Annotated in this window: 22 protein-coding genes; 7 read left to right on the top strand and 15 right to left on the bottom strand. The window is 65.4% G+C overall.

All coding sequences use genetic code 11. The annotated features are described in order from the left end of the window. Positions 1-36: 36 nt before the first annotated feature. From B5E65_RS08525 to B5E65_RS08510, 4 genes are all read right to left on the bottom strand, one after another. A complete protein-coding gene (locus B5E65_RS08525; RefSeq protein WP_087171352.1) occupies positions 37-528 on the bottom strand; it encodes a GNAT family N-acetyltransferase in 492 nt (163 codons plus the stop codon). Between the two features lie 13 nt (positions 529-541). Continuing rightward, on the bottom strand, positions 542-1,621 hold the full coding sequence (locus B5E65_RS08520) for an FAD:protein FMN transferase (RefSeq protein ID WP_087171351.1): 1,080 nt from the start codon (positions 1,619-1,621) through the stop codon (positions 542-544). Next, positions 1,618-2,013 (bottom strand): DUF3783 domain-containing protein, encoded by a 396-nt coding sequence (locus B5E65_RS08515; RefSeq protein WP_158098548.1) that lies wholly within the window; start codon positions 2,011-2,013, stop codon positions 1,618-1,620. The genes B5E65_RS08520 and B5E65_RS08515 overlap by 4 nt, the downstream gene beginning before the upstream one ends. Positions 2,014-2,095: 82 nt before the next feature. Next, complete coding sequence (locus tag B5E65_RS08510; RefSeq protein WP_087171349.1) at positions 2,096-2,947, bottom strand: helix-turn-helix domain-containing protein; 852 nt, start codon at positions 2,945-2,947, stop codon at positions 2,096-2,098. A 147-nt stretch (positions 2,948-3,094) separates the two neighbouring features. Here B5E65_RS08510 and B5E65_RS08505 point away from each other — a divergent pair, with 147 nt between their 5' ends. Further along, positions 3,095-3,799, top strand: coding sequence for a hypothetical protein (locus tag B5E65_RS08505; protein ID WP_087171348.1), 705 nt, complete (start codon positions 3,095-3,097; stop codon positions 3,797-3,799). Positions 3,800-3,855: 56 nt separating this feature from the next. Here the strand turns inward: B5E65_RS08505 and aroF are convergent, their stop codons facing one another. Then, positions 3,856-4,869 (bottom strand): 3-deoxy-7-phosphoheptulonate synthase, encoded by a 1,014-nt coding sequence (gene aroF / locus B5E65_RS08500; protein WP_087171347.1) that lies wholly within the window; start codon positions 4,867-4,869, stop codon positions 3,856-3,858. A gap of 159 nt (positions 4,870-5,028) precedes the next feature. Here aroF and ybaK point away from each other — a divergent pair, with 159 nt between their 5' ends. Next, positions 5,029-5,523, top strand: a complete 495-nt coding sequence (ybaK, locus tag B5E65_RS08495) for a Cys-tRNA(Pro) deacylase (protein WP_087171346.1) — start codon at positions 5,029-5,031, stop codon at positions 5,521-5,523. 61 nt (positions 5,524-5,584) lie between these two features. On the opposite strand, the gene trxA is transcribed toward ybaK, so the two are convergent. From trxA to B5E65_RS08480, 3 genes are all read right to left on the bottom strand, one after another. Beyond that, positions 5,585-5,893, bottom strand: coding sequence for a thioredoxin (trxA, locus tag B5E65_RS08490; protein WP_087171345.1), 309 nt, complete (start codon positions 5,891-5,893; stop codon positions 5,585-5,587). A gap of 117 nt (positions 5,894-6,010) precedes the next feature. Further along, positions 6,011-6,340: a DUF6951 family protein gene (locus B5E65_RS08485; RefSeq protein ID WP_087171344.1), complete on the bottom strand. Its 330-nt coding sequence runs from the start codon at positions 6,338-6,340 to the stop codon at positions 6,011-6,013. Further along, on the bottom strand, positions 6,337-6,933 hold the full coding sequence (locus B5E65_RS08480) for a TetR/AcrR family transcriptional regulator (protein ID WP_087171343.1): 597 nt from the start codon (positions 6,931-6,933) through the stop codon (positions 6,337-6,339). The genes B5E65_RS08485 and B5E65_RS08480 overlap by 4 nt, the downstream gene beginning before the upstream one ends. A gap of 231 nt (positions 6,934-7,164) precedes the next feature. On the opposite strand from B5E65_RS08480, the gene B5E65_RS08475 reads away from it, so the two are divergent. Both B5E65_RS08475 and B5E65_RS08470 read left to right on the top strand, forming a co-directional pair. Continuing rightward, on the top strand, positions 7,165-7,866 hold the full coding sequence (locus tag B5E65_RS08475) for an ABC transporter ATP-binding protein (RefSeq protein WP_087171342.1): 702 nt from the start codon (positions 7,165-7,167) through the stop codon (positions 7,864-7,866). A 4-nt stretch (positions 7,867-7,870) separates the two neighbouring features. Beyond that, a complete protein-coding gene (locus B5E65_RS08470) occupies positions 7,871-11,554 on the top strand; it encodes an FtsX-like permease family protein (protein ID WP_087171341.1) in 3,684 nt (1,227 codons plus the stop codon). Positions 11,555-11,869: 315 nt separating this feature from the next. On the opposite strand, the gene B5E65_RS08465 is transcribed toward B5E65_RS08470, so the two are convergent. From B5E65_RS08465 to B5E65_RS08445, 5 genes are read right to left on the bottom strand one after another with little or no spacing between them, the layout of a single operon-like run. Continuing rightward, complete coding sequence (locus tag B5E65_RS08465; protein WP_087171340.1) at positions 11,870-12,406, bottom strand: FmdE family protein; 537 nt, start codon at positions 12,404-12,406, stop codon at positions 11,870-11,872. Further along, positions 12,403-14,034: an ABC transporter ATP-binding protein gene (locus B5E65_RS08460; protein WP_087171339.1), complete on the bottom strand. Its 1,632-nt coding sequence runs from the start codon at positions 14,032-14,034 to the stop codon at positions 12,403-12,405. Before B5E65_RS08460 ends, B5E65_RS08465 begins: the two co-directional genes overlap by 4 nt. After that, positions 14,031-14,864 (bottom strand): ABC transporter permease, encoded by an 834-nt coding sequence (locus tag B5E65_RS08455; protein WP_087171338.1) that lies wholly within the window; start codon positions 14,862-14,864, stop codon positions 14,031-14,033. Before B5E65_RS08455 ends, B5E65_RS08460 begins: the two co-directional genes overlap by 4 nt. After that, positions 14,854-15,822 carry an ABC transporter permease gene (locus B5E65_RS08450; RefSeq protein WP_087171337.1) on the bottom strand — a complete coding sequence of 323 codons (969 nt, stop codon included), beginning with the start codon at positions 15,820-15,822 and terminating at the stop codon, positions 14,854-14,856. Before B5E65_RS08450 ends, B5E65_RS08455 begins: the two co-directional genes overlap by 11 nt. Before the next feature lie 30 nt (positions 15,823-15,852). After that, positions 15,853-17,442 carry an ABC transporter substrate-binding protein gene (locus B5E65_RS08445; RefSeq protein ID WP_087171336.1) on the bottom strand — a complete coding sequence of 530 codons (1,590 nt, stop codon included), beginning with the start codon at positions 17,440-17,442 and terminating at the stop codon, positions 15,853-15,855. Positions 17,443-17,827: 385 nt separating this feature from the next. On the opposite strand from B5E65_RS08445, the gene B5E65_RS08440 reads away from it, so the two are divergent. The 3 genes from B5E65_RS08440 to B5E65_RS08430 are packed head-to-tail and all read left to right on the top strand — an operon-like array spanning position 17,828 to position 19,300. Next, entirely contained in the window at positions 17,828-18,487 is a 660-nt protein-coding gene (locus B5E65_RS08440; RefSeq protein ID WP_087171335.1) for a Crp/Fnr family transcriptional regulator, read from the top strand. A gap of 12 nt (positions 18,488-18,499) precedes the next feature. Next, positions 18,500-18,982: an NUDIX hydrolase gene (locus B5E65_RS08435; RefSeq protein ID WP_206406290.1), complete on the top strand. Its 483-nt coding sequence runs from the start codon at positions 18,500-18,502 to the stop codon at positions 18,980-18,982. A 12-nt stretch (positions 18,983-18,994) separates the two neighbouring features. After that, entirely contained in the window at positions 18,995-19,300 is a 306-nt protein-coding gene (locus tag B5E65_RS08430) for a hypothetical protein (protein ID WP_087171334.1), read from the top strand. 49 nt (positions 19,301-19,349) lie between these two features. Here the strand turns inward: B5E65_RS08430 and B5E65_RS08425 are convergent, their stop codons facing one another. Beyond that, complete coding sequence (locus B5E65_RS08425) at positions 19,350-19,700, bottom strand: winged helix-turn-helix domain-containing protein (RefSeq protein WP_087171333.1); 351 nt, start codon at positions 19,698-19,700, stop codon at positions 19,350-19,352. 225 nt (positions 19,701-19,925) lie between these two features. Beyond that, positions 19,926-22,466 (bottom strand): histidine kinase N-terminal 7TM domain-containing diguanylate cyclase/phosphohydrolase, encoded by a 2,541-nt coding sequence (locus tag B5E65_RS08420; protein WP_087171332.1) that lies wholly within the window; start codon positions 22,464-22,466, stop codon positions 19,926-19,928. Positions 22,467-22,470 lie beyond the last annotated feature (4 nt).

Here is a 22,470-nt window from a genome sequence, read left to right as displayed (position 1 = left end):
AAAGGCGGGACGAATTCCGTCCCGCCGGATAGCCGTTTATTCGGCGTGCTGGTACGCCAGCCGGGGCGAGCCGTCCCGGGTGTAAATCACGCCGCAGTACACAAACCCGGCCCGGGCCAGGGTGCGCTGCATGGGCAGATTGTCCTTGTGGGTGTCGATCCGTACCCGGCCCCCGGCCTTTTCACAGCACCAGGCCAGGCACTCCCCCGCCACGCCCCGGCGCAGCCCGGCGCTGGCGATCCGGTGCACCACCCAGTAGGGTTCCTCGTCCGGCCAGCGGCCCTCTTCGATATGGGCGTAGGTGGGATCGGGGCCCGGGGCAAAGTAGAACACCGCCTGTACCGCCCCGTCCTCACGGGCCAGATACAGCCGCCCTTCCTGGATATCCGTGTCCACCTGTTCCGGCGGCGGGTAGCCCCCGGCCCATTGGGTGGGGTTGCCGTGCCCGGCCATAAAGGCGCGGGCCCCGGCGTAGATGGCCAGCGCCGTGTCCCGGTCGGCGGGCGCGGCGGGCGTGATGGTCAGCATCCGGCACCCCTCCTTACGACTGGCGCAGATGGGCCTCAAAGCCCTCGGAATACACAATGGCGCCGTCGGTCAGCATCCACATGGCCTCCACGTTGTCCAGGCTCTCCACCAGGGCCTGGCCGTCTTCCAGATCCATGCAGAACAGCCCGGTGGACAAACAGTCCGCCCAGCCGCTGTCGTCGGTGTACACCGCCACCGCGTCAAAATAGCGGGCGGGCATCAGGGTATCCATGTCGATCAGGTGGTGGTAGTTCACACCGTCCACCGTGTAGTAGCGCTGGTAGTCGCCGCTGGTCACCAGGGCCGCGTCCTCCACGTTCACCACCTGCACGTAGCTCTCCCCGGCGAAATACTCGGTCCAGGGATTTTCAATGCCGCCGGTCCAGGCGGTACCGTCGGGCTTGTGGCCCACGCCCCGCAGGTTGCCGCCCACGCTCAGCAGAAAGCTGGTCAGACCCCGCTCCTCGGCGGCACGGGCCACCTGTTCCACCGCGTAGCCCTTGCCCACGCTGCCCACGTCCAGCCGCATATCCGGGTCGGCCAGGTAAACGGTGCCCGCCTCCCGGTCGATCTGCACATTGGCCGGATCGGTGTGGGCCATGGCCGCCTCCAGCTGATCCATGGGGGGCAGCGCGGCGTTGTCCGGGTCATCCAGACCGGCGGTGCGGTAGTCGTGCCAGATGCTCAGCATGCTGCCCGCCGCCACATTCATCTTGCCGCCGGTCTTTTCATAGCCTTCCAGCGCCATCTCCAGCATGTCCAGCACCGGCTCGTCCACCGCTACCGGCTCCTGCCCGGCGGCCGCGTTCACGGTGGCCAGGTTGTTCACGCCCTCGTAGGTGTTGTAGATGTCAAACAGCTTGTGGTAGTACAGCAGGTCCTGGTGCATGGCCTCGGCCTGCTTGTCCCATTCCTCCTGGCTGGGGGCATAGCCGGTCAGGATGGTCACGGTGTCGAATACGTCAAACCAGTAGGCGGAATATTTCTCCCAGCCCCGCATGTCCGCGTCGCCGCTGCCGCAGCCGGCGGCCAGCAGGCAGAGCGATGCCAGCAGCCCGGCGGTCAGGCGCCGGACCCAATGTGCGTGTTTCATTTGTCCTCCTGTGCGGCACGGATGGCCGCGTGTTCTTCGGTCAGTTCTTCCATAAGCCGGGCAAAGGGCCAGGCCCGGTTGTGGGCGGTGACCACCGCCTTCAGCGGGATCTGTACCCCGGCCGCGCGGATGGCGGCCAGAAGCCCATCCAGCTCCGGGCCGGACAGCCCGCAGAATACCGCTGCCGCCGTGGCAGGCACCGGCAGCGCGTCCGCGTTCCGGCCCTCGGGCAGCCCGCACAGGCGGCCCACCGTCAGCCCGGTCTCGGCCGGTTCCACCATCCGCAGGGTCAGCCCCGCGGTACGGCAGACTGTTTCCAGCGCGGCGCGGTCCGCGTCGGGCAGCGCCCAGCCCAGTACCAGGCGGGGCAGCGCGGCAATATGTGCTTTCATGGCAGGCACCTCCGGCATGCAGTTTGCTTTACTATTATACACGAAAAACGCCGGGAGTCAAAAAGAAGCGGGATTTCGCCGTTCATCGGCCCCGGGTCTTGCGGCGGAAAAACCGCCAGGATACCGCGCCGGGGATCCCCAGCCAGACGCAGAAAGCCGCCAGGGTGACCGCCTGGAAGTCCGGCACCGTCGCCGCGCAGACGGCGTACAGCAGCGCGGCGGGCAGCGACACAGCCCCCAGCACCCGGTGGGCCAGGTTCCAGGTTTCCTCGTCCAGCACCGTCCAGGGCAGCCGCAGGCCGATGTGGCGGTTGTAGGGCATCCGGGGGGCGCTGCCGCCGGCAAACAGCATCAGCGCAATAATAAGCCCCGCCGCGAACCGCTTTTCCCCCTGTTCGGTCACCGGCAGAACGCCCGCCGCCTGCAGCGCGGCAAAGCCGGCACAGGCCGCCAGCACCGCCGCGGATACCCCGACCGTCGCCCGCAGCGTCCGGCGGCCCGGCCCGTCCTCCACGCCGGTGAGCAGCTCCATATGACGCCACAGGATTCCCGTGGCCGCCAGAATGCACCCCGCCGCCAGCAGCACCGACACCACCGGGTTCCGGATAAGGCCGGCCAGCGCCATCGCCCAGAAGGTGAGCGCCAGAATGCGCCCCCGCACCCGGCCCGCCTGCCGTGCGCGCTCCGCCTGCTGCCGCAGACTGGCCAGTTCCGCCCGGGCCTGTTCCCCGGCCGGGTCGGGCGGAAGGTCCAGCAGCCGTTCTGCCGGTACGTCCAGCGCCCGGGCCAGCTGCAGCAGAAGCTCCGCGTCCGGCACCGAGGCGCCCTTTTCCCATTTGGAAACGGTCTGCCGCACCACATGCAGCCGTTCGGCCAGCTGCGCCTGGCTCAGCCCCTTTTCATTCCGGAACTGCCGTATCCGTTCGCCCAGCATACTTGTCTCCTCCTGTACGGAATCTCTCCCTACCAGTATGCCGCCAAACCGGCCCGGGCGCAAGCAATGAAAGCTGACATAATAAAAACCGCGTGGTATTTTGTGTGGTATAATAGAAAAAACCGGAAACCGCAGAGGAGAACCATCATGAAAGTTGAATGCGTTTGGGAGCACAATGGCGATGACACCCTGCTGTATGCGATCAACCCCGTTGGTGTCTGCACAAGGGGGCCTGACCTGAAAATTGCGCTGGAGAAAATGCAGCAGGAAGTGATCTCCTGCCTGAAATGGCAGAATGCTCCCGTGCCGGCCGATATATGCGCTGCAATCGTACAGGAGAAAAGCAGTACCCTGCATATCGCCGATGCGGATTCGGATGTTATCTTTGAAACGGAAACACTTCCGTTAAGTATGGAAGAATACATCGCCCTGAAACGCCTGGCCTTGAAGTCAGCGGAAGATTTTCTGCAGCTCTATCTGTCCATACCCGACGCGGATGTCAGTTCCAATCCCGGCCGGGAAACCTTTTATGGCAAGGTCCCGCGGACCGCACAGGAAATGTATGAGCACACAAAGAATGTGAATGCCTATTATTTTAACGAAATCGGAATCCCCGCGGATAACGAGGGAACGATCCTGGAGTGCCGTGAAAGAGGGTTTGCCCTGCTGGAGAAATCCGCCAGTTTTTTGGACAATCCCGTTGTGGAAGGCAGCTATGGCGAAATCTGGTCCTTGCGAAAAGTGCTGCGGCGGTTTTTATGGCACGATAGAATTCATGCAAAAGCCATGTATCGGATGGCGCAAAAAACCTTTGGCAAGACCGGATGCAATCCCTTTATGTTTGCGCTATAAAGCCTGGCTTTCAGGCAAAACGGCGGGCCGGAATTTCCGGCCCGCCGTTTTAGCGGTCAGTTCACCCGCTTGCCCAGGTAGCCGGCCAGCGGGGCAATCTGGCCCATCAGGGCGGCAAACTGGTCGGGGGTCAGGCTCTGGGCGCCGTCGCACAGGGCCCGGGCGGGGTCGTTGTGCACCTCGATCATCAGCCCGTCCGCCCCGGCGGCCACCGCCGCCTTGGCCAGCGGCTCGACCATCCAGGCGATGCCCGCCGCGTGGCTGGGATCAATCACCACCGGCAGGTGGGTCATCTTTTTCAGCATTGGCACCGCGCTGATGTCCAGGGTGTTGCGCATACTGGTCTCAAAGGTGCGGATGCCCCGCTCGCACAGAATCACCTGGTCGTTGCCCTCCGCCATGATGTATTCCGCGCTCATCACCAGTTCCTCCAGCGTGGCGGAAAGCCCCCGCTTGAGCAGCACCGGCCGCTTCATCCGGCCCACCGCCCGCAGCAGTTCAAAGTTCTGCATATTCCGCGCCCCCACCTGGATCAGGTCCACGTCCTCAAACAGGGGCAGATGCTCGGTGTTCATGATCTCGGTCACGATGGGCATGCCGGTCTTTTCCCGGGCGGCGCGCAGCAGTTCCAGCCCCTCGGCCCGCATCCCCTGGAACGAGTAGGGCGAAGTGCGCGGCTTGAACGCCCCGCCCCGCAGCAGGCTTGCCCCCGCGGTCTGCACCGCCCGGGCCACCGTCAGCACCTGCTCCTCGCTCTCCACGCTGCAGGGGCCCGCGATCACCGCAAAGTTCCCCCCGCCGATTTTGGTGTTCCCCACCTGCACCACCGTGTCCGCCGGGTGGAACTTCCGGTTGGCCTTCTTGTAGGGCTCGGTCACCCGGCGCACGTCCTCCACCACCGGGTTGGCCCGCACCCAGCTTTCCGCGATGGCCTTGGTGTCCCCCACCAGGCCTAGGATCCGGGCCTCGCTGCCGGTACTGGCGTGGATCTGCAGCCCCCGGGCTTTCAGTTCGTCACACAGCGCCTGCACCTGCTGTTCCGGCGCGTTCTGCTTTAAAATGATGATCATGGCGTTTTCTCTCCTTATCGGCAGCCCGCCCGGCGGGGCGGTGAATTCTCTGTGTGGCCTAGTATAATACATTAAATCGTTAAAGTCAAGAGAGACTTGCACACGCGCGCGCGGGGGAGTATAATCCGGGGCAGAGAAATGAAAAAGGAAGTGGCAGCCATGGCCAAACACAACGCCATACAGAAAACCAACGCGATGCGGATGCTGGACAAAGCCCGCACCGCCTACGAAGCCCGGGAGTACCCCCACAAGCCCGGCGAACCGGTGGACGGGGAGACGGTGGCCGCCCTGCTGGGGCAGGACCCGGCCCGGGTGTTCAAGACGCTGGTGACCCAAGGGGCCGGCGGCGGGTATTTTGTGTTTGTGGTGCCGGTGGCGGCCACCCTGGACCTGAAAAAGGCCGCCCGGGCGGTGGGCGAAAAGAGCGTGGCCATGATCCCGGTGGCCCGTATCGAGCCGGTCACCGGCTACGTGCGGGGCGGCTGCAGCCCGGTGGGCATGAAGAAAGCCTTCCCCACCGTGCTGGACGCCACCGCCGCCGACGGGGACACCATCATGGTCAGCGGCGGGCGGATCGGGCTGCAGATCCAGCTGGCCCCCGCCGATCTGCTGGCGGCCTGCGGCGGCAAGCTGGCCGACCTGTGCGCGGAATAAATACAAAAAAGAAAGGAGTGCGTGCCCCGCGGGGTACGCGCTCCTTTTCTGTACGAAAAACTTACTTGAGCATCGCGGCCAGCTTGCTCTCGGGAACCAGGCCCACCGACTTGTCGGCCAGCTGCCCGTTCTTGAACAGCAGCACGGTGGGGATGCTCATGATGCCGTAGCGGCGGGCCAGATCGGGCTGCTCGTCCACGTTCACCTTGCCCACCTTGTAGGCGCCGCCGGCCTTGCCGGCCAGGGACTCGATCACAGGGGCCAGCATACGGCAGGGACCGCACCACTCCGCCCAGAAATCCACCAGCACGGGCACGTCGGAGCCCAGAACCTCTTTTTCAAAATTCTCCACAGTAAACTGCATCGCCATATCCGGCACTTCCTTTCTTTGCGTATCGGGCGCTTGCGGCGCCCTGTTGTTCGTTTGTTGTGACCTGAGTATACCACGCCCGGCGCCGCCTGACTGTGACCGGGTCACACTGGGCGGTTATTCCTCCGCAGGCTCGAACTTGATCGCTGCGTCCCGGGGCAGGGCCAGGCGGCACTCGGCCTCCACGCATTTCAGGATGCCGCCTATCACCGGGCAGGCCGCGTGCACCGGGAAATGCTCCCCGGCCCAGTCGTACAGCGGGCCGGTGCCGGGCTTGGTCAGACAGAGTTCGTAGGCGTCAAAGGTGTCGCCCAGCTCTTCCATCATCTTGCGCACGCTCTCGCAGCCGCTCTTGACCTGCACGGTCACCTCCATCTGATCCTCGCTGTGGGCGCTCACAGTGGTCACAAATCCGCACACGCCCGGTTCAATACGCACTTTGGTCATGGTTTATCTTCTCCTTTTTGTTCTAAAGTATGCGGGGCGGGCGCCTCGCCGGTAAACATCCGTATAATCAGCCCTACAAACTGCTCCAGGTTCATCCGGCCCGGGTCCTGCAGCCAGCGGGCCAGCATCGCCTGCAAGCCGGACAGATGGTATTCCAGCAGCAGTTCGCTTTCGGTGTCGGTGAAGCCTTTCCCGTCCAGCACGTACCGGCGCAGCACCGGCGCCAGCAGTTCCTTGAACCGGGCCGCAAACCGGGGGTCGCCCCGGCTGCTCAGCAGCACCGCGCCGTACTCCGCGTGGATCAGGTTGATCCCCACCACAAAACTCATGTATTCGCTCAGATCGTGCTCCAGCACACCGGGCAGACGCTGCTCCAGCAATTGCTGCAGCTCGTCCAGCAGTTCGTCCTCGATCTGGTTCAGCAGATCGTACACATCCTGGTAGTACAGGTAAAAGGTGCCCCGGTTGTACCCGGCCAGGGCGGTGATCTCCCGCACCGAGATCTTTTCCAGCGGCTTCTGGGCATACAGGCTCCAGAACGCCGTGCGCAGGTTGCGCTTGGTCTGTTCGGTCAGTTCGGGCCGTTTGTTCATGCCCCATCCCCTCCCTGTTTTTCTCCAGCATACCACGCCTGCGGCCGGTGCGCAAGGTGCTGTTCACAGCCTGTTCACGGCCTGTTCACACCCGTCACAGAGCTTTCACGGGGTTTCGACAGCGGCACCGGGATTGTTGATTGATGGGCCCTGTTCCTGTGACGTATAATTATAACACAACATGGTGTTCAGTGCATGGGAGGCCATCCCGTGCGCGGAAGGGAGGGTGCCATGTCCTACATAGAATTCAACCACATCGTCAAGGAATACGCCACCGGCGGTGAGGCCATCCGGGCGCTGGACGACGCCAGCTTTGCTGTGGAAAAAGGCGAGCTGGCGGTGATTTTGGGCGCGTCCGGCGCGGGCAAGACCACCGCGCTGAATATTCTGGGCGGGATGGACACCGCCACCTCCGGCCAGGTGCTGGTGGACGGGCAGGATATTACCCGCTATACCCAGCGCCAGCTGGTGGGCTACCGCCGCACCGATATCGGGTTTGTGTTCCAGTTCTACAATCTGGTGCCCAACCTGACCGCGCTGGAAAACGTGGAGCTGGCTGCCCAGATCTGCAAGGATTCCCTGGACGCGGCCGAAACCCTGCGCAAGGTGGGGCTGGGCCACCGGATGGGCAACTTCCCGGCGCAGCTGTCCGGCGGCGAGCAGCAGCGGGTGTCCATCGCCCGGGCCCTGGCCAAGAACCCGAAACTGCTGCTCTGTGACGAGCCCACCGGCGCGCTGGACTACAACACCGGCAAGCAGATTCTGCAGCTGCTGCAGGACACCTGCCGCAAGGAGGGCATCACCGTGCTGATCATCACCCACAACTCCGCCCTGGCCCCCATGGCCGACCGGGTGATCCGGTTCAAGAGCGGCAAGGTGACCGACATCACCCGCTGCGACGCCCCCACCCCCATTTCCGAGATCGAGTGGTGATACCATGAACACCGCCTACCGTAAAGACGTCCGGCGCACCGTTGCCGGGCATAAAAAACGATTTTTCTCGCTGCTGATCATCACCACCCTGGGGGTGGCCATGTTCACCGGCCTGCAGGCCTCCTGCCGGGACCTGCGGCTGAGCGCCGACGCGCTGTTTGACAGCCAGAAGCTGTTTGACATCCGCGTACAGTCCACCCTGGGGCTGACCGGTGAGGACGTGGCCGCCCTGGCCGCGCTGGACGGGGTAGAACAGGCGGAGGGCGGGGTGAGCATCAACGCCGACACCCCGGCCCAGGGCGGCACCGGCAAGGTGGAGATGCGCACTCTGAGCGGCGCCGGCCTGAACGAGCCCTATCTGCTGGAGGGCAGCCTGCCCGCTGAGCCGGGCCAGATCGCCGTGACCCAGAAATACCTGGACGATACCGGCAAGACGCTGGGCGATACCCTGACCCTGATCCCGGAAGAGGACGAGGAAGAAGAGGAAGAGGAAGAGCCCGCCGCCGAAACGGACGAGGACTGGGACATCCAGGTGGAGGACACCGGCGCGTCCGAGCCGGCACTGACCCGCACCGAGTTCACCATCACCGGCGTGGTGCTGGACCCGATGGACGTGAACAGCGGCGGCAGCGCTTCGGCCTTCCGGGTGAGCAGCAACACCGATTATACCTTCTTTGTGCTGCCGGAGGATATCGAGAGCGAGATCTACACCGCCATCTACCTGCGGCTGGACGATACCGCCGACCTGAACTGCTATTCCGACGCCTACGACGACCGGGTGGCGGAGATGGTGCGGCAGATCGAGGACGAGATCCAGGCCCAGCGGGAGCAGGCCCGGTACGACCAGCTGCAGGCCGAGGGGCAGCAGACGCTGGACGACGCCCGGCAGGAGATGAACGACAAATTTGCCGAAGCGGACGAGGAGTTTGCCGACGCCCAGCAGGAGCTGACCGATGCCCGCACCGAACTGGATGACGGCTGGGCCGAACTGAACGACGCCCGCACCGAGCTGGATGACGGCTGGGCCCAGTGGCAGGACGGACAGACCAAGCTGGCGGAGAACGAGCGAACCGCCGAACAGGGCATCAACGACGCGGCCGCCCAGCTGGAGGAGGGCCGCCGCCAGCTGGAAGAGGGCGGCAAGACCCTGGACGAGAGCCAGACGCAACTGGACGCCGCCCGCACCGAGACCGAGCAGCAGCTGACCGATGCCCAGGCCCAGCTGGACGAGGGAAAGGCCCAGGCCCAGCAGGGGCTGGAGCAAGCCCAGCAGGGCGAGGCCGCGATCGCAAACGCGGTGGCGGGGATGGGGATGGCCGCGCAGTGGGAGCCCTGGAAAGCCGCTGCCGTAGCCGCCTGGACCCCGGTGGGCGAGGTGACGGTGCAGGCCGAGAGCCTGCAAAAGCAGCTGGACGCCCTGCCCGCCGACGATCCCCAGCGGGCGGAACTGCAGGCCCAGCTGGACGCGCTGAACACCCAACTGGCCCAGGCCACCGCCGCCGCCCGGAGCGACGCGGCCACCGCCGAGGCCCGGCAGGCCTTTAAGGATAATACCGGCGGCCTGATTTCCGAGGAAATGCTGAATCAGCTGGACACGCTGGCCCAGGGCCTGGGCACCGCCCAGGGCGCGGTGAACGGCATGGACGCCCAGCAGGCCGCTTTTGATGAGCAGGCAGCCGCCGCCCGGGCCCAGTTGGACGAGGCGCAGGCGAAGATCGACGCGGGCCGGGCCGAACTGGCGGCGGGCTGGAAGCAGTTCAACGACGGGATGGCCCAGTTTGAAGAGCAGGCGGCGGATATCCGCGGCCAGATTGCCCAGGGCAAGACCGAACTGCAGGACAGCCTGACCGAACTGCAGGACGGCGAAGCCGATTACGCGGACGGCCTGGCGGAGCTGCAGGACGGCGAGACCGAGTATCAGGACGGCGTGGCCGAGTACGAGGAGAACAAACAGGACTACGACGAGGCCCGGGCCGAGGCGGAACAGAAGCTGGCGGACGGCGAGGCGGAACTGGCGGATCTGGAGATGACCCACTGGTACGTGCAGGACCGCACCAGCCTGAGCAGCTATTCCAGCATACAGAGCGATACCGCCAGCATTGAGGCGCTGGGGGTGATGTTCCCGGTGATCTTCTTCACGGTGGCGGTGCTGATCAGCCTGACCAGCGTCACCCGCATGGTGGAGGAGGAACGGGGCCTGATCGGAACCTACAAGGCGCTGGGCTTTGGCCGGGGCGCCATCTACGGCAAGTATCTCACCTATGCGGCGGCGGCCTGCGTGCTGGGCGCACTGCTGGGCGAGGTGGGCGGCTATATCCTGATGCCGCTGTTCATGCGGTATATTTTCCAGGAAATGTATACCATTCCCCGGTATCTGCTGGGCTTTGATGCGGCGTTCGGCCTGGGCGGCCCGGCGCTGTTCCTGGCGGGGATGCTGGGGGCCACCGCCCTGGCCTGCCGCAGCGAGCTGAACCAGACCCCCGCAGCCCTGATGCGGCCCAAGAGCCCCCAGGCCGGGTCCCGGGTGCTGCTGGAACGGTTCCCGAAACTGTGGAACCGGATCCGTTTTTTGAACAAGGTCACCATCCGGAACCTGTTCCGTTATAAAAAGCGGCTGACCATGACGGTGTTCGGCATCGCGGGCTGTACGGCCCTGATGGTCTGCGGCCTGGGGCTGCACGATTCGGTGGTGGCAATGATGCCGCTGCAGTACGAGCAATATTACCAGTACGACCTGCTGGTGGCGGGTACCGGCGAGGATGACCCGGCCCTGCTGGACCGGCTGGCCGCGGACGAAGCGGTGGAAGCCATCCAGCCGGTGTATATGGAGACGGTGACCCTGCGGGGCGCCGACGGCCATGAAGAGAGTGTGCAGCTGACGGTGTTCCCGGAAGGCGTGTCCACCGAAGGGTGGTACGGGCTGGTGAACGGCGAGGGCGAAAGCCTGACCCTGACCGACGGGCAGGTGATCCTGACCCGCAACGCCGCCGAGCTGATGGGCCTGACGGAGGGCGACAGCCTGACGGTGCGGGATATGGAACTGCGGGAGGCCGATACCACCATCGGCGCCCTGGCGGAGAACTGCCTGGGCAACAGCGTGTACATGACCGAGGCCACCTATGAGGAACTGTTTGAGGCGTATACCCCCAACGCGGCGCTGGCCCGGCTGAAGATCGACGAGAGCGAGCAGCGGGCCTTTGCGGACGAACTGCGCCGGGAGGACGGGGTGGCCAGCGCTACCAGTACCCAGGCGCTGAAGGAGGATTTCTCCCAGAATTTCGCCATGATGAACGCGGTGGTGTATCTGCTGACCGGATTGGCGGCGGGGCTGGCGTTTGTGGTATTGTTTACCCTGTCCACCACCAATATCAGCGAGCGCCAGCGGGAACTGGCCACCATCAAGGTGCTGGGATTCTATGACCGGGAGGTTCACGCCTATGTGAACAAGGAAACCCTGCTGCTGACCCTTATGGGGATTCTGGTGGGGCTGCCTTTCGGCCGGCTGCTGACCGGCTGGCTGATCGGGATGCTGTCCCTGCCGGCGGCCCAGGTGCCGGTGGTGCTGAACCCCACCAGCTACCTGCTGGCGGCCGTCGCCAGCTTCGTGTTCGCCCTGGCGGTGGACCTGCTCACCGATCGTATCCTGGACCACATCGACATGGTCGAAGCCCTCAAGAGCGTAGAGTGACGGAAGTTAATCTGGGGGGAATCAACAAGGGCTGCGGGCGCGACAATCATGCGCCCGCTCGGCTGCGCCGACCGCCCTGCCGGTCCGGGTCTCCACCGGAGACCCGGCCGCTTCGCGGACCCGGGCCCCCAGACCCCCGGAACCCATGGCCGGAATACTCCGGCCCTGGGGAAAAGAATATAACAAGGCCCGCGCAAGCCATATCGGTTTGCGCGGGCCTTATTTCTATAAAATATTCCTATGGCCGAATATATTCGGCCATGATTTCCGGGGGGTCTGGGGGGAATCGTTGATTCCCCCCAGATCAGCCATGCCTCACAGCCCGAACCGGGTATAGGGATGCCAGCAGTCCAGGCAGACGGGCTGGCCGTTTTCCAGCCGCAGCATGGATTCCATGGTCATCTCGCCGCACACCGAACACCGGCGGCTGGTCATAAGCCGGGCCGGTTCCGGCAGCGGGCAGGCGGGCTCTTTCACCTCAAACAGTTCGGCGGGGGTACGGGCCTGCATCCAGGCAAAACTTTCCTCTTTGCTCATTCCCTCCGGCCGCGGGCGCAGCACCAGCCGCACCCCTTTCCCGTCCGACCGGCGGTAAAACCCGAACGCCTGCTTGCCCCGCAGCCGGAACAGCAGATTCCCCTTTCCGGCGCTGCATCCCAGCACCACCTGGATCGCGTCCACACCGCAGGCGTCGTTCTCGCTGATGCACACCAGCTGTTCGTCATCCGAAAACCCGGCGTTCAGCAGTTCCATCGCGTACAGTGCCGCCTTGAACCCGATGGTCAGGCCGCCGCAGGCATGGCCGTGAAACGCCACGCATTTGTCCCAAAGCTGTTGTTCTTTCTCGGTCATTGCGCATCCTCCAGTTCCTGTTCGATTCTGTCCGGGTCCACCGCTTCCAGCCGCCCGGCTTTCAGCAGCAGTACCCGGTCCGCAATCTTGCGGGCCGCGTGCGGGTCATGGGTCACCACCAGCAGCGCGCAGCCCGCCGCGTTCTGCATCCCTTTCAGCAGCCGCAGCAAATTCGCCCGGCCGGACGCGTCCAGCTGTGCCGTGGGCTCGTCCGCCACCAGCACCGCCGGGTTCAGCACCAGCGCCCGGGCCATCGCCACCCGCTGCGCCTGCCCGCCGCTCAAATTCGCCGTGGGCCGGGCCAGCAGTTCGGGGGTGGGGTCCAGCCCCACCTGCTCCAGTAATTGCACCACCCGCTCACGCTGCTGCTGCGGGGTACTCCACAATTTCGCCAGCACTCCCGGCTCCGCCACCGCCCGCTCCACCGTAAAGCGGGGATTCAGGGCGGCAAAACTGTCCTGCCACAGCAGCTGTACCCCGCCCGGGGTGCGGTGCAGCTTGTTGTAATCGGCCGGTTCGCCGTTCACCAGCACCCGCCCGCTGTCCGGGGCCAGAAACCCCGCCAGAATCGCCGCCAGGGTGCTTTTGCCGATTCCGCTGGGCCCCACCAGCGCCACCGTTTCCCCGCAGTCCAGCCGCAGGTTCGCCCCGGTCAGCACCGGTTTTCCATCAAACTGTTTTGTGATGTCCCGGGCGGTCAGCGCCGCCGCGATGCCGCCCCGCCAGCAGGCCACCTGCCGCCCCGGCCCGATATCGGCCAGTTCCGGCACGCCCCGGTCACAGTCCGCCGTGCATTGGGTGCACCGACCCCGGAACGGGCATTCCCCCTCCCGGGGGCCGGGCCCCGGCCGGATTCCCCACAGATCCCGCTGGGGATACAGTTCCGGGAACGACCGGATCAGCCCCCGGCTGTAGGGATGCCGGGGATCGGTCAGCAGTTCGCTTGTGGGGGCCAGCTCCATCACCCGCCCGCCGTACAGCACGCAGGTGCGGGCACAGAGCTGGCGGGCCACCGTCACGTCGTGGGTCACCACCAGAAAAGCCGTGCCCGTCGCCGCCCGCCGCCGGATCACCTCCAGCACCTGCCGGCGGGATACCTCGTCCAGCGCGCCGGTGGGCTCGTCCAGCACCACAAAGGCCGGGTCCAGCGCCAGGGCCAGCGCCAGCAGGGTTTTCTGCACCATGCCGCCGGACGCCTGCCGGGGCAGCAGCCCCAGATCGGCCACCTCCAGCCCCACTTCCCCGGCCAGCACCGCCGCCCGGCCCGCCCGCTCGGCGCGGGGATACCGGCGGGCCAGCAGCTCTTCCAGATGCTGCCCCAGGGTCAGGCTGGGATTCAGCCAGCCGTGGGAATTCTGAAAACAGATCGAAAACCGGGCCATCCGCCAGTCGGCCAGTTCCTTCGGCGGCAGGGCGGTTAGATCCTGCCCGTCCAGCCATACCCGCCCGCCCGGGGCGGCGGAGGGTTCCAATAACTGCACCGCGGCCCGGGCCAGGGTGCTTTTTCCGCTGCCGCTCTCCCCCAGCACGGCCAGGCATTCCCCCGCCGTCAGCTCCAGGGTCACCGGGCCCAGGGCAAAGCCGGGATAGCGGGCGGTCAGCCCTTCCAAACGTATACGCGGCGTCATACATCCCCCTCCAGCAGTTGCTGCTCCAGCCAGCGGGCCAGCAGCCGGGTGAACAGAATGGTCAGCATCAGCGCCGCCACCGGCGCAGCCAGCCACCATTTCCAGTAATCGGTAAAATAAATGCCCGCAAACCGGGACGCCCGGTTGATCATCAGGCCCCAGCTTTTGGCGGTGGGGTCGGACAGGCCCAGGTAGGCCAGGGCGCTCTCCTGCAAGATGGCCTTGCCCACCACCGCCAGCGCTCCCACCAGCACCACCGGCAGCACATCCGCCGCCAGATGGTTTTTGAAGATATACCAGCTGCCGGCGCCCCAGCTTTTGGCAGCCCGCACATAGGTGCGGTGCGCGGCCGAGCGGGTCTTGGCGGCGGTCTGTTTGGCCACCGGCGCCCAGGAAAAGGCCGCGATCAGCCCGATCACCAGCCGCCGGTCCTGGCCCCAGAACGCCCCCAGCACGATCAGCACCGGCAGCTGCGGCACCGCCAGGAACACGTTCACCGCAAAATCCACCGCGGCCTGTACGCCGCCGCCCTTATAGCCCGCCAGCATCCCCAGGCCGCCGCCGACCAGGGCGGTGAGCACCCCGCAGGCCAGGCCCAGGCTCATGCTGGCGAAAAATCCCTGGCTCAGCTGGGCGTAGATGTCGATGCCCAGATCGTCGGTGCCCAGCCAGTGGGCGGCGCTGGGCGCTTCCAGCGAAGCGCCGCTGGGCTGGGTGGGGCTGCAGGGCCAGCCCAGCACACCCCAGCCGAAAAACAGCGTCAGCGCCAGCAGCCCGGCGCAGAGGACAAGGCAGGGCCGCCAGCGGGCCCGGTTGCGTTTACCCGGCATGGCGCACCCCCTTGTCCAGCCCGGCGCAAAGCCGGTCACTGATCAGCATGCCCGCCAGCACCAGCACGGTGGAGAACAGAAACACACCCTGGATCAGCGGGTAATCCCGGTAGCGCACCGCCTCCCGCAGCACGGTGCCCACGCCCGGATAGGCGAATACATTTTCCACCAGCAGGGTGCTGCCCATCAGCCCGCCGATGCTCAGAAACAGCTTGGCCACAATGGGGGTGGCGGCGTTGCGCAGGATGTACCGGCGGCGCACCAGCCCCTCTTTCAGCCCCCGGGAACGGGCGCCCAGCAGATAGGGCTGCCGCCGCACCGAGAGAAAGCTGGCCCGGGCGGTAAAGAAGTAGCCGGGCAGGCTCACCACGCACAGGCTCACCGCGGGCAGCAGCCCGTGCAGCGCCAGATCCGCCAGCCGCTGGCCAAAATGGGCGTACCGGGCAAAGGCGGTTTCGCCCCCGGACAGGGGCAGCCAGTCCACCCGGGCGGCCACAAGAAACAGCAGCGCCAGCCCCACCAGATAGGGCGGAAGCTGGCAGATGGCGGAGAATACCCCGTACACCGCCTTGTCCACCCGGGGGCGGCGCACGCACACCAGCGCCAGCCCCACCGCCAGCGGCAGGCTCAGGGCGGTGGAAAAGGCCATCAGGCCCAGCGTCCAGGGCAGGCGGCTCAGAATTACGGTGCTCACCGGCTGCTTGTAGTGGATGCTCTGGCCCAGATCCCCCCGCAGGTTTGCCGCCAGGGTGCGGCCAAACTGGGTGAGAAGCGGCTGATCCAGCCCGTAGTAGGCCCGCAGCTGTTCCAGCTGTTCGGCGTTGTAGGCCACGGTCATGTCCTCCCCCGATACCGAGGAGGAATACTGCAGCGGATCCCCGGGCATCAGGCGGGGGATAAAAAAGTTGCACACATAGATCACCGCAAAGGTGGCCAGCAGCAGCGCGGCACGGCGCATATCTCTCCCCCTCCTTTCCCGTTAAAATGGTCAGCGCAGCATATAGCTCAGCCGGTTCTGCTCCGCCTGCTGGTAGGCGTAGGTCTTCATCCAGCCGTCGTACACATCCTTGCGGTACATGCTGTAGCTGGACTGGTTGGCAATCACGATCAGCGGGATCTCCTGGCTGATCAGCACCTGCAGTTCCTGGAAGATGGCCTTGCGGGCCTCAAAATCGGTTTCCAGCTTCTGGGCCTCGGCCAGCTCGGTGATTTGGGCGTTTTCGTAGCCGATGGGCCCCATGCTGTGGGGGTTGCCCCCCTGGTTCTTGGAAATATCCGAAAAGATGGTGCGCAGGTAGGTGGGCGGGTTGTTGCCCCAGCCCCCGTTGCCCACCAGGGCAAACTGGTAATCCCCCGCGTTGACCATGCTGTCCCGGGTGGCGGAATCGTAGCTTTCCACCGTCACCGCCACGCCGGCGGCCTCCAGGTCGATCTTGATCAGCTCCGCGATGGCCACGTCGTTGCCGCTGTCGGCGGCCAGCAGGGTCACCGACAGGTTCTTGTCCGCCAGTACCGCCCGGGCGGCGTCCGGGTCATAGTCGTACTCCACGCAGTCGGGGGAATAGTACAGGCTGGTGCGGGGCACATACCCGGCGCTGCCCACCGAGCCCGCGCCCCGGAACACCTTATTCACCACCGCCTGCCGGTCCAGCGCCGCGTACACGGCCTGGCGCAGGGCGATGTCCAGAAATTCCGGGCACTGTTCAAAGTTGATCAGCAGCTTGTAGCCCATGTCGTTGGCCTTTTCCACAAAGCCCAGGGTCTCGTCGGCCTGGTACTGGCTCAGCAGATCGGCGGGCACGCTGGTGATGTCGATTTCTCCGTTCTCAAAGGCCAGCAGTGCGTCGCTCACCGGCACAAACTGGATGCGGCCCGCCGCCGGGGTGCCGGCGCAGAAGTCCTCCACCGCGGTGAATTCATAGCTGCCGGTGGGGCCGTCGTAGGCGGTGCAGGCGTAGGCGCCGCTGCCGGTCAGCCAGCCCTCGCCGGTATAGGTGTAGGGGTCCTCCACCGGTTCCCACACATGGCGGGGAATGATCTCAAAGCTGCCCAGGTTGGACAGGGTGTCCCCGTCCGGGCTCTTGACGGTCAGGGTGATGGTGCGCTCGTCCACCACCGTGTAGTGGTCCACGATGCAGGCCTCGGTGCCCGCCGCCAGCGGGTTGCTCACCGGCGGGTGGGCGTTGTAGTAGTCGATGGTAAAGGCCACATCGTCGGTCGTCAGGGGCTGCCCGTCCTGGAACGCGGCGCCCTGGCGCAGGGTGAAGGTATAGTCGTTGCCCTCCACCGTCCAGCTTTCGGCCAGCCAGCCGATGTCGCCGGTCTCGTCCTTTTCCAGCAGGCTGGCGTAGGCCAGCTCCATCTTGGCGGTGCCGGGGCCCCGGCTCTGGCACTGGAAGGGGTTCGGCGCGCCCCAGTCGGTGCCGCCCTCCAGCCGCAGCACCTCCACCCAGCCGTCGGGATGGGCGGAGTCGGCCCCATAGGCGGGGGCCTCATAGGAGGCGGCGGAACAGCCCGCCGCCAGGCTCACCAGCAGAACAAGTGCCAGCACGGCGCTGAGGATACGGATACGATGCATAAGGTCCTCCTTTGAAAAAGCGACGGGGGCACAGAAACAAAAAAGGCGACCAGACGCACCGCGCACCGGCTGCAAAAGCCCGGTGCCCGGTTTTGTCTGACCGCCGCGCCGCTGCCGTATGGGCCGGGGCTTCCGCCCGGCGCCCGGCGGGGCCTCCCTGGCCCCCTCGCAAGCAATCGTTTTGTTGTCTGCGCCCCGGTGTAAGGGGCGGATCAGGCCCGCCGCAAGGGGCGGGCGGCCGCACCTTCCTGGCGGGCCGTTTGCTGGTTATAAGGATACCATATCCGGCCGTGACGGGTCAAGCACAGGGCACAGCAATCGTTTGTCTTGCACCGGGGGCCGCCGGTGGGGTATAATCAGAAAAAAGCTCCAAGGAGGCCGCCCCATGTACACCGAAACCCTCAGCCGCCTGCCGTTCTGGCAGCATCTTACCCCCGCCCAGCAGGCGGCCGCCGCCGACCAGTGCCGCCGGGTGGAGTACGCTGCCGGCCAGGCGGTGCACAGCCCCGGCGAGGGGTGCCTGGGGGTGCTGCTGATTGAAAGCGGCGCGCTGCGCATCTACCTGAGCAGCCCGGAGGGCCGCCAGGCCACCATCGACCGGCTGCACGCCGGGCAGATCTGCGTGATGACCGCCGCCTGCATGATGCGGGGGGTCAGCTTTGACGTGCAGGTGGAGGCGGAAAGCGACACCGCGGCCCTGCTGCTGCCCGCCCGGCTGTTTGCGGGCCTGATGCAGGAGAATATTTATGTGGAGGCGTTTTTGTACCGGGCGGCCACCGAGCGGTTTGCCTCGGTGCTGACCGGGATGGAGCAGATGCTGTTTCTGACGCTGGAGCAGCGGGTGGCCAGTTTCCTGCTGGACGAGGCGGCCCGCACCGGCAGCGACGCGGTGCGCGTGACACAGGAGCAGCTGGCCCAGGCCATCGGCAGCGCCCGGGAGGCGGTAAGCCGCACCCTGAAAAAGCTGGAGCGGCAGGGCCTGGTAACGGTGGAGCGGGGCGCGGTGCGCCTCGCCGACCGGCCGGCTTTGTACCGGCTGCTGTGAGGGAGGAAAAGGATGGAACTGCTGGAAACGACCCTGTGTTATCTGGAGCGGGAGGGCTGCTACCTGATGCTGCACCGGGTAAAAAAGGACAAGGACGTAAACCGGGACAAGTGGATCGGGGTAGGCGGCAAGTTTGAGCCGGGGGAAACGGCGCTGGCCTGCGCGGTGCGGGAAGTGCGGGAGGAGACCGGCTACACCATGGTCGCGCCCCGGTACCGGGGCATGGTGGATTTCTACAACCCGCCCTGGCCCGCCGAGCGGATGCACCTGTATACCTGCTGTGAATTCACCGGCACCGAGCACCCCTGCGACGAGGGGGAGCTGGCCTGGGTGCCCAAGGAGCAGGTGCCCGCGCTGCCGGTGTGGCAGGGGGACAGGATCTTTCTGGAACTGCTGGCGCAGGGCGCGCCGTTCTTTCACCTGGCGCTTTACTACGCGGGCGACACGCTGACCCGGGCCGTGCTGGACGGCCGGGAGCTGCCCCTGCCCCAATGACGGGAGGTATGTATGGACAAGCTGGAACAGGCCTTTGTGGCCGAGATGGCAAAAAAGACCGAACAGGCCCGCGCCGTGGGCGTGGACGGGGGCCGCACCCTGGCGGCGCTGGAAAAACAGGGCCCGGCCCGGCTGCTGGGCCAGCAGGCGCGGCGGGGCTGCGTGAGCGCCGAGTTTGAGACGCTGGCCGCCGCCGGCCGGCTGGACCTGAGCCTGGAGGCCGCGGCGGTGCAGGGCCGCTACGGCGCGTTGTTTGACGACGATACCGTGAACTTCTGCTTGCAGGTATTGTGCGAGAAAGGGTATTTTGCCCTGTAAAACAAAAAAGGCAAACCCCCGCGGCCAAAAGCCGCGGGGGTTTGTGCGTTTACTGGCTCTCGATCTTGTAGCCCACGCCCCAGATGGTGCGGATGTACCGGGGGCTGGCCACCGTGTCCTGCAGCTTGCGGCGCAGATGGCGCATATGCACCGAGATGGTGTTGGCCGCGCCGCAGCAGCGCTCGTCGTTCCAGATGCGGCGGCACAGTTCCTCGGCGCTGATCACGGCGCCGTCCTGTTCCAGCAGGATGCGCAGGATGGCAAATTCGGTGGGGGTCAGGGCCACGGGCCGCCCGTGCAGCCGGCACTCGTGGCGGGCCACGCTCAGCTGCAGATCGCCCACGGTGTAGTCCCGGGGCGTTTCGGTTTGCGGCATCGTGGCCGCGGTATCGTCAAACATAAAGGGTTCCTCCTTGCGGGCCGCCCGTCCGGCTGTGCAAAGACGCGGGGGCGGCGAGGCTTTCCCGGCGAAAATGCCGGGCCGTTATCCATATAATAGACGATTTTGCCGCCGCTATTATTTCCTTTTTTATCACAAAGTGCCGCCGGGGCCGCCGCAGGCGGAACAAAAAGACAAAACGCCCGCCCCGTCAGGGGCAGGCGTTTTTGGCAGAAAACCAGGTTGTCAGGCCTGAGGATGGGCGGCTTCCACCGCAACGGAGGCAGGCTCGTTGCCGATCAGCCGCACCCGGCCCTCCCGCAGGCAGTCCACAAACAGCGGGGCCAACTTGGGGTCAAACTGGCGGCCGGCCTCCTCCTCCAGAATCTGGATGGCCCGTTCCAGCGGCACCGCCGGCTTGTAGCAGCGGCGGCTGGTCATGGCGTCAAAGGAGTCCGCCACGCAGAGGATCCGGGCGGCCAGGGGGATGTCCTCCCCGCCGATGCGCCGGGGATAGCCCCGGCCGTCGTACCGCTCGTGGTGGCCGATAACCGCGGGGATGATGTAGTCCAGGGCGGGCAGATGCCGGATGATGCCGATGGAGGCTTCCACATGGCCCTGCATCAGCTCGTATTCCTCGTCGGTAAGTCTGCCGGTCTTGTTCAGTACCTGCTCGGGAATGCCGATTTTGCCGATGTCATGCAGCAGCGCCGCCTGGCGGATGATCTCCACAAAGTCGTTGTTCAGCCCCACCGCCCGGGCCAGCTCGGTGGCGTAGTAGGCCACGTTGCGGGAATGGGTGAAGGTATAGTGATCCTTGGCGTCGATGGCGGCGGTCAGGGCCACCACGGTGGGCTCGTACTCCTGGTAAATGTGCCGGTGGTCCACCTTTTCGTTCGGCACGTCCCCCCGCAGCACCGAGTCAAACACCTCGATGGCGTTCTTGCCGCTGCGCTTCACATGGTATACCGCCATGTCCGCGTTCTCCAGCAGCTGCTTGGAGGTGGAGGCGTCAAAGGGCGCGGCGCTGATGCCGATACTCACGGTCAGAACCTTGAGCTTGCGGTCCACCGTGGCCCGGTTCATGTTGTACACCTGGCGCTGGATGCTCTCGGCCAGGGCGCGGGTGGCCAGCACGTCGTACCGGGGCAGCAGTACCGCAAACTCCTTGCTGGTGTAGCGGGCCACATAGCCGTTATCCCCCACGCTGTTCTGCAGCACCCGGGCCACGTTGCGCAGGGCCCGGTCGCCCTCGGCGGCGCCGTACAGCTGGTTGTACAGCTTGAAGTCGTCGATGTTGATGATGATCAGGCTCAGGGTGCTCTCCCGGTTGGCGGCGAACTCCCGTTCCAGAATCTCGTAGAAATACTTGCGGTTGTACAGGCCGGTCAGCTCGTCGGTGCGGGCTTCATGGCAGGCCTGCTCATACAGCTTGGCGTTTTTCAGAGCAATGGAGGTCACCGAAGCCACCGAGGGCAGCCACTGCATATCCCGCAGCCGGATGTGCTGGCCGGTGCGCTGGGTAAACAGCACCACCCCCTGCATCTCGCCGGAATCCCCCAGCAGCCCCAGCGCGCCGTGTACGCCCAGGGTGCGGAACCGGTCCTTTTCTTCCTGCCACATGGAGCGGTAGGCCACGGTGTTTTCAAAGTCCTTCCAGGCCACGCACTGCTGGGCGCGCAGTTCGTCCAGCAGCGGGCAGTCCGCCCGCAGCGCAAAGGACAGATCGTGCAGCGGCTGGTTGCTGCAGCGGGCCTTGAAAACCCCGTCTTCCAGCACGCAGATGTACACGTTGTCGATGCCCGGCACCATCTTGATGGTGTCCACCGTTTTCTGCAGAATATCGTCCACGTTCAGCAGCTGGCTCACCGCCAGGCTGTATTCCCGCAGCGCGTCGGCCAGATGGTTTTCCTCCCGCACAAACAGGTTGTTGGCCAGCCGTTTCCACAAGAAGGTAAAGGCCACCGCCGAGAACAGGAACAGCGCCGCAAACAGCAGCACGGCGTATTCCTCGCCGCCGGGCAGCCGGGTCAGCGCGCCCATGCAGTAGGGCTGCAGATACAAAAACAGCACCAGGGTGATGCACAGGCCCACCAGGTAGCACACACTCTCGCTGGCCAGCAGCTGCAGCTTGAACAGCCGCTTTTTGGCCAGGGCGTAAACCAGCAGCACCGCGTTGACGATGCCGCCCAGGATGTCCACCGGGAACCCGCTGAACACCGGCAGCAGCATGGCGGCATGGCCCAAAAACAGGATGGCGATGCCCCAGATCACCGGGCGCAGCTGCCCGCGCAGATAGGGTTTGTCCCGGTAGGCGCCGATCAGGTTGGCCACCCCGTGCAGAATGACCACGCCCTCGATCAGGAACAGAAAGACCACCGGCCAGTGGATGGCGTCGTAGACGAACTCCACCCGGTCGCCCCGCTGTACCATGACCGGCCAACGCATAAAGAAGCCGGAGGGGATATTGCCCAGAAAGACCGCCAGCAGGATCACCAGATACAGCTTGTCCGCGCCGGAACCGGGCCTGTCCACAAAGGCGTTCATGAACCGGTAGTAGGCGTAGGACATGAGCAGCAGCCCGCCCAGGGACACATGATACCAGAACACATAGTCCGGCGGCATCTGCCAGCGCATCAGCAGCGAACCGCCGGTCCAGCAGATCATGGTGAAGAGCAGCACCAGGAACTGGCGCACCACGCGGTTTTTCTTCACCGCCAGAAAGATCAGGAACTGGCAGGCGTACACGAACACCGCAATGGCGGAAATATACCCGTAGATGTCCATGCCG

Source organism: Gemmiger sp. An120 (assembly GCF_002160955.1).
GTDB lineage: Bacteria > Bacillota > Clostridia > Oscillospirales > Ruminococcaceae > Gemmiger_A > Gemmiger_A avium.
This window is presented reverse-complemented; position numbering and strand designations above follow the sequence as displayed.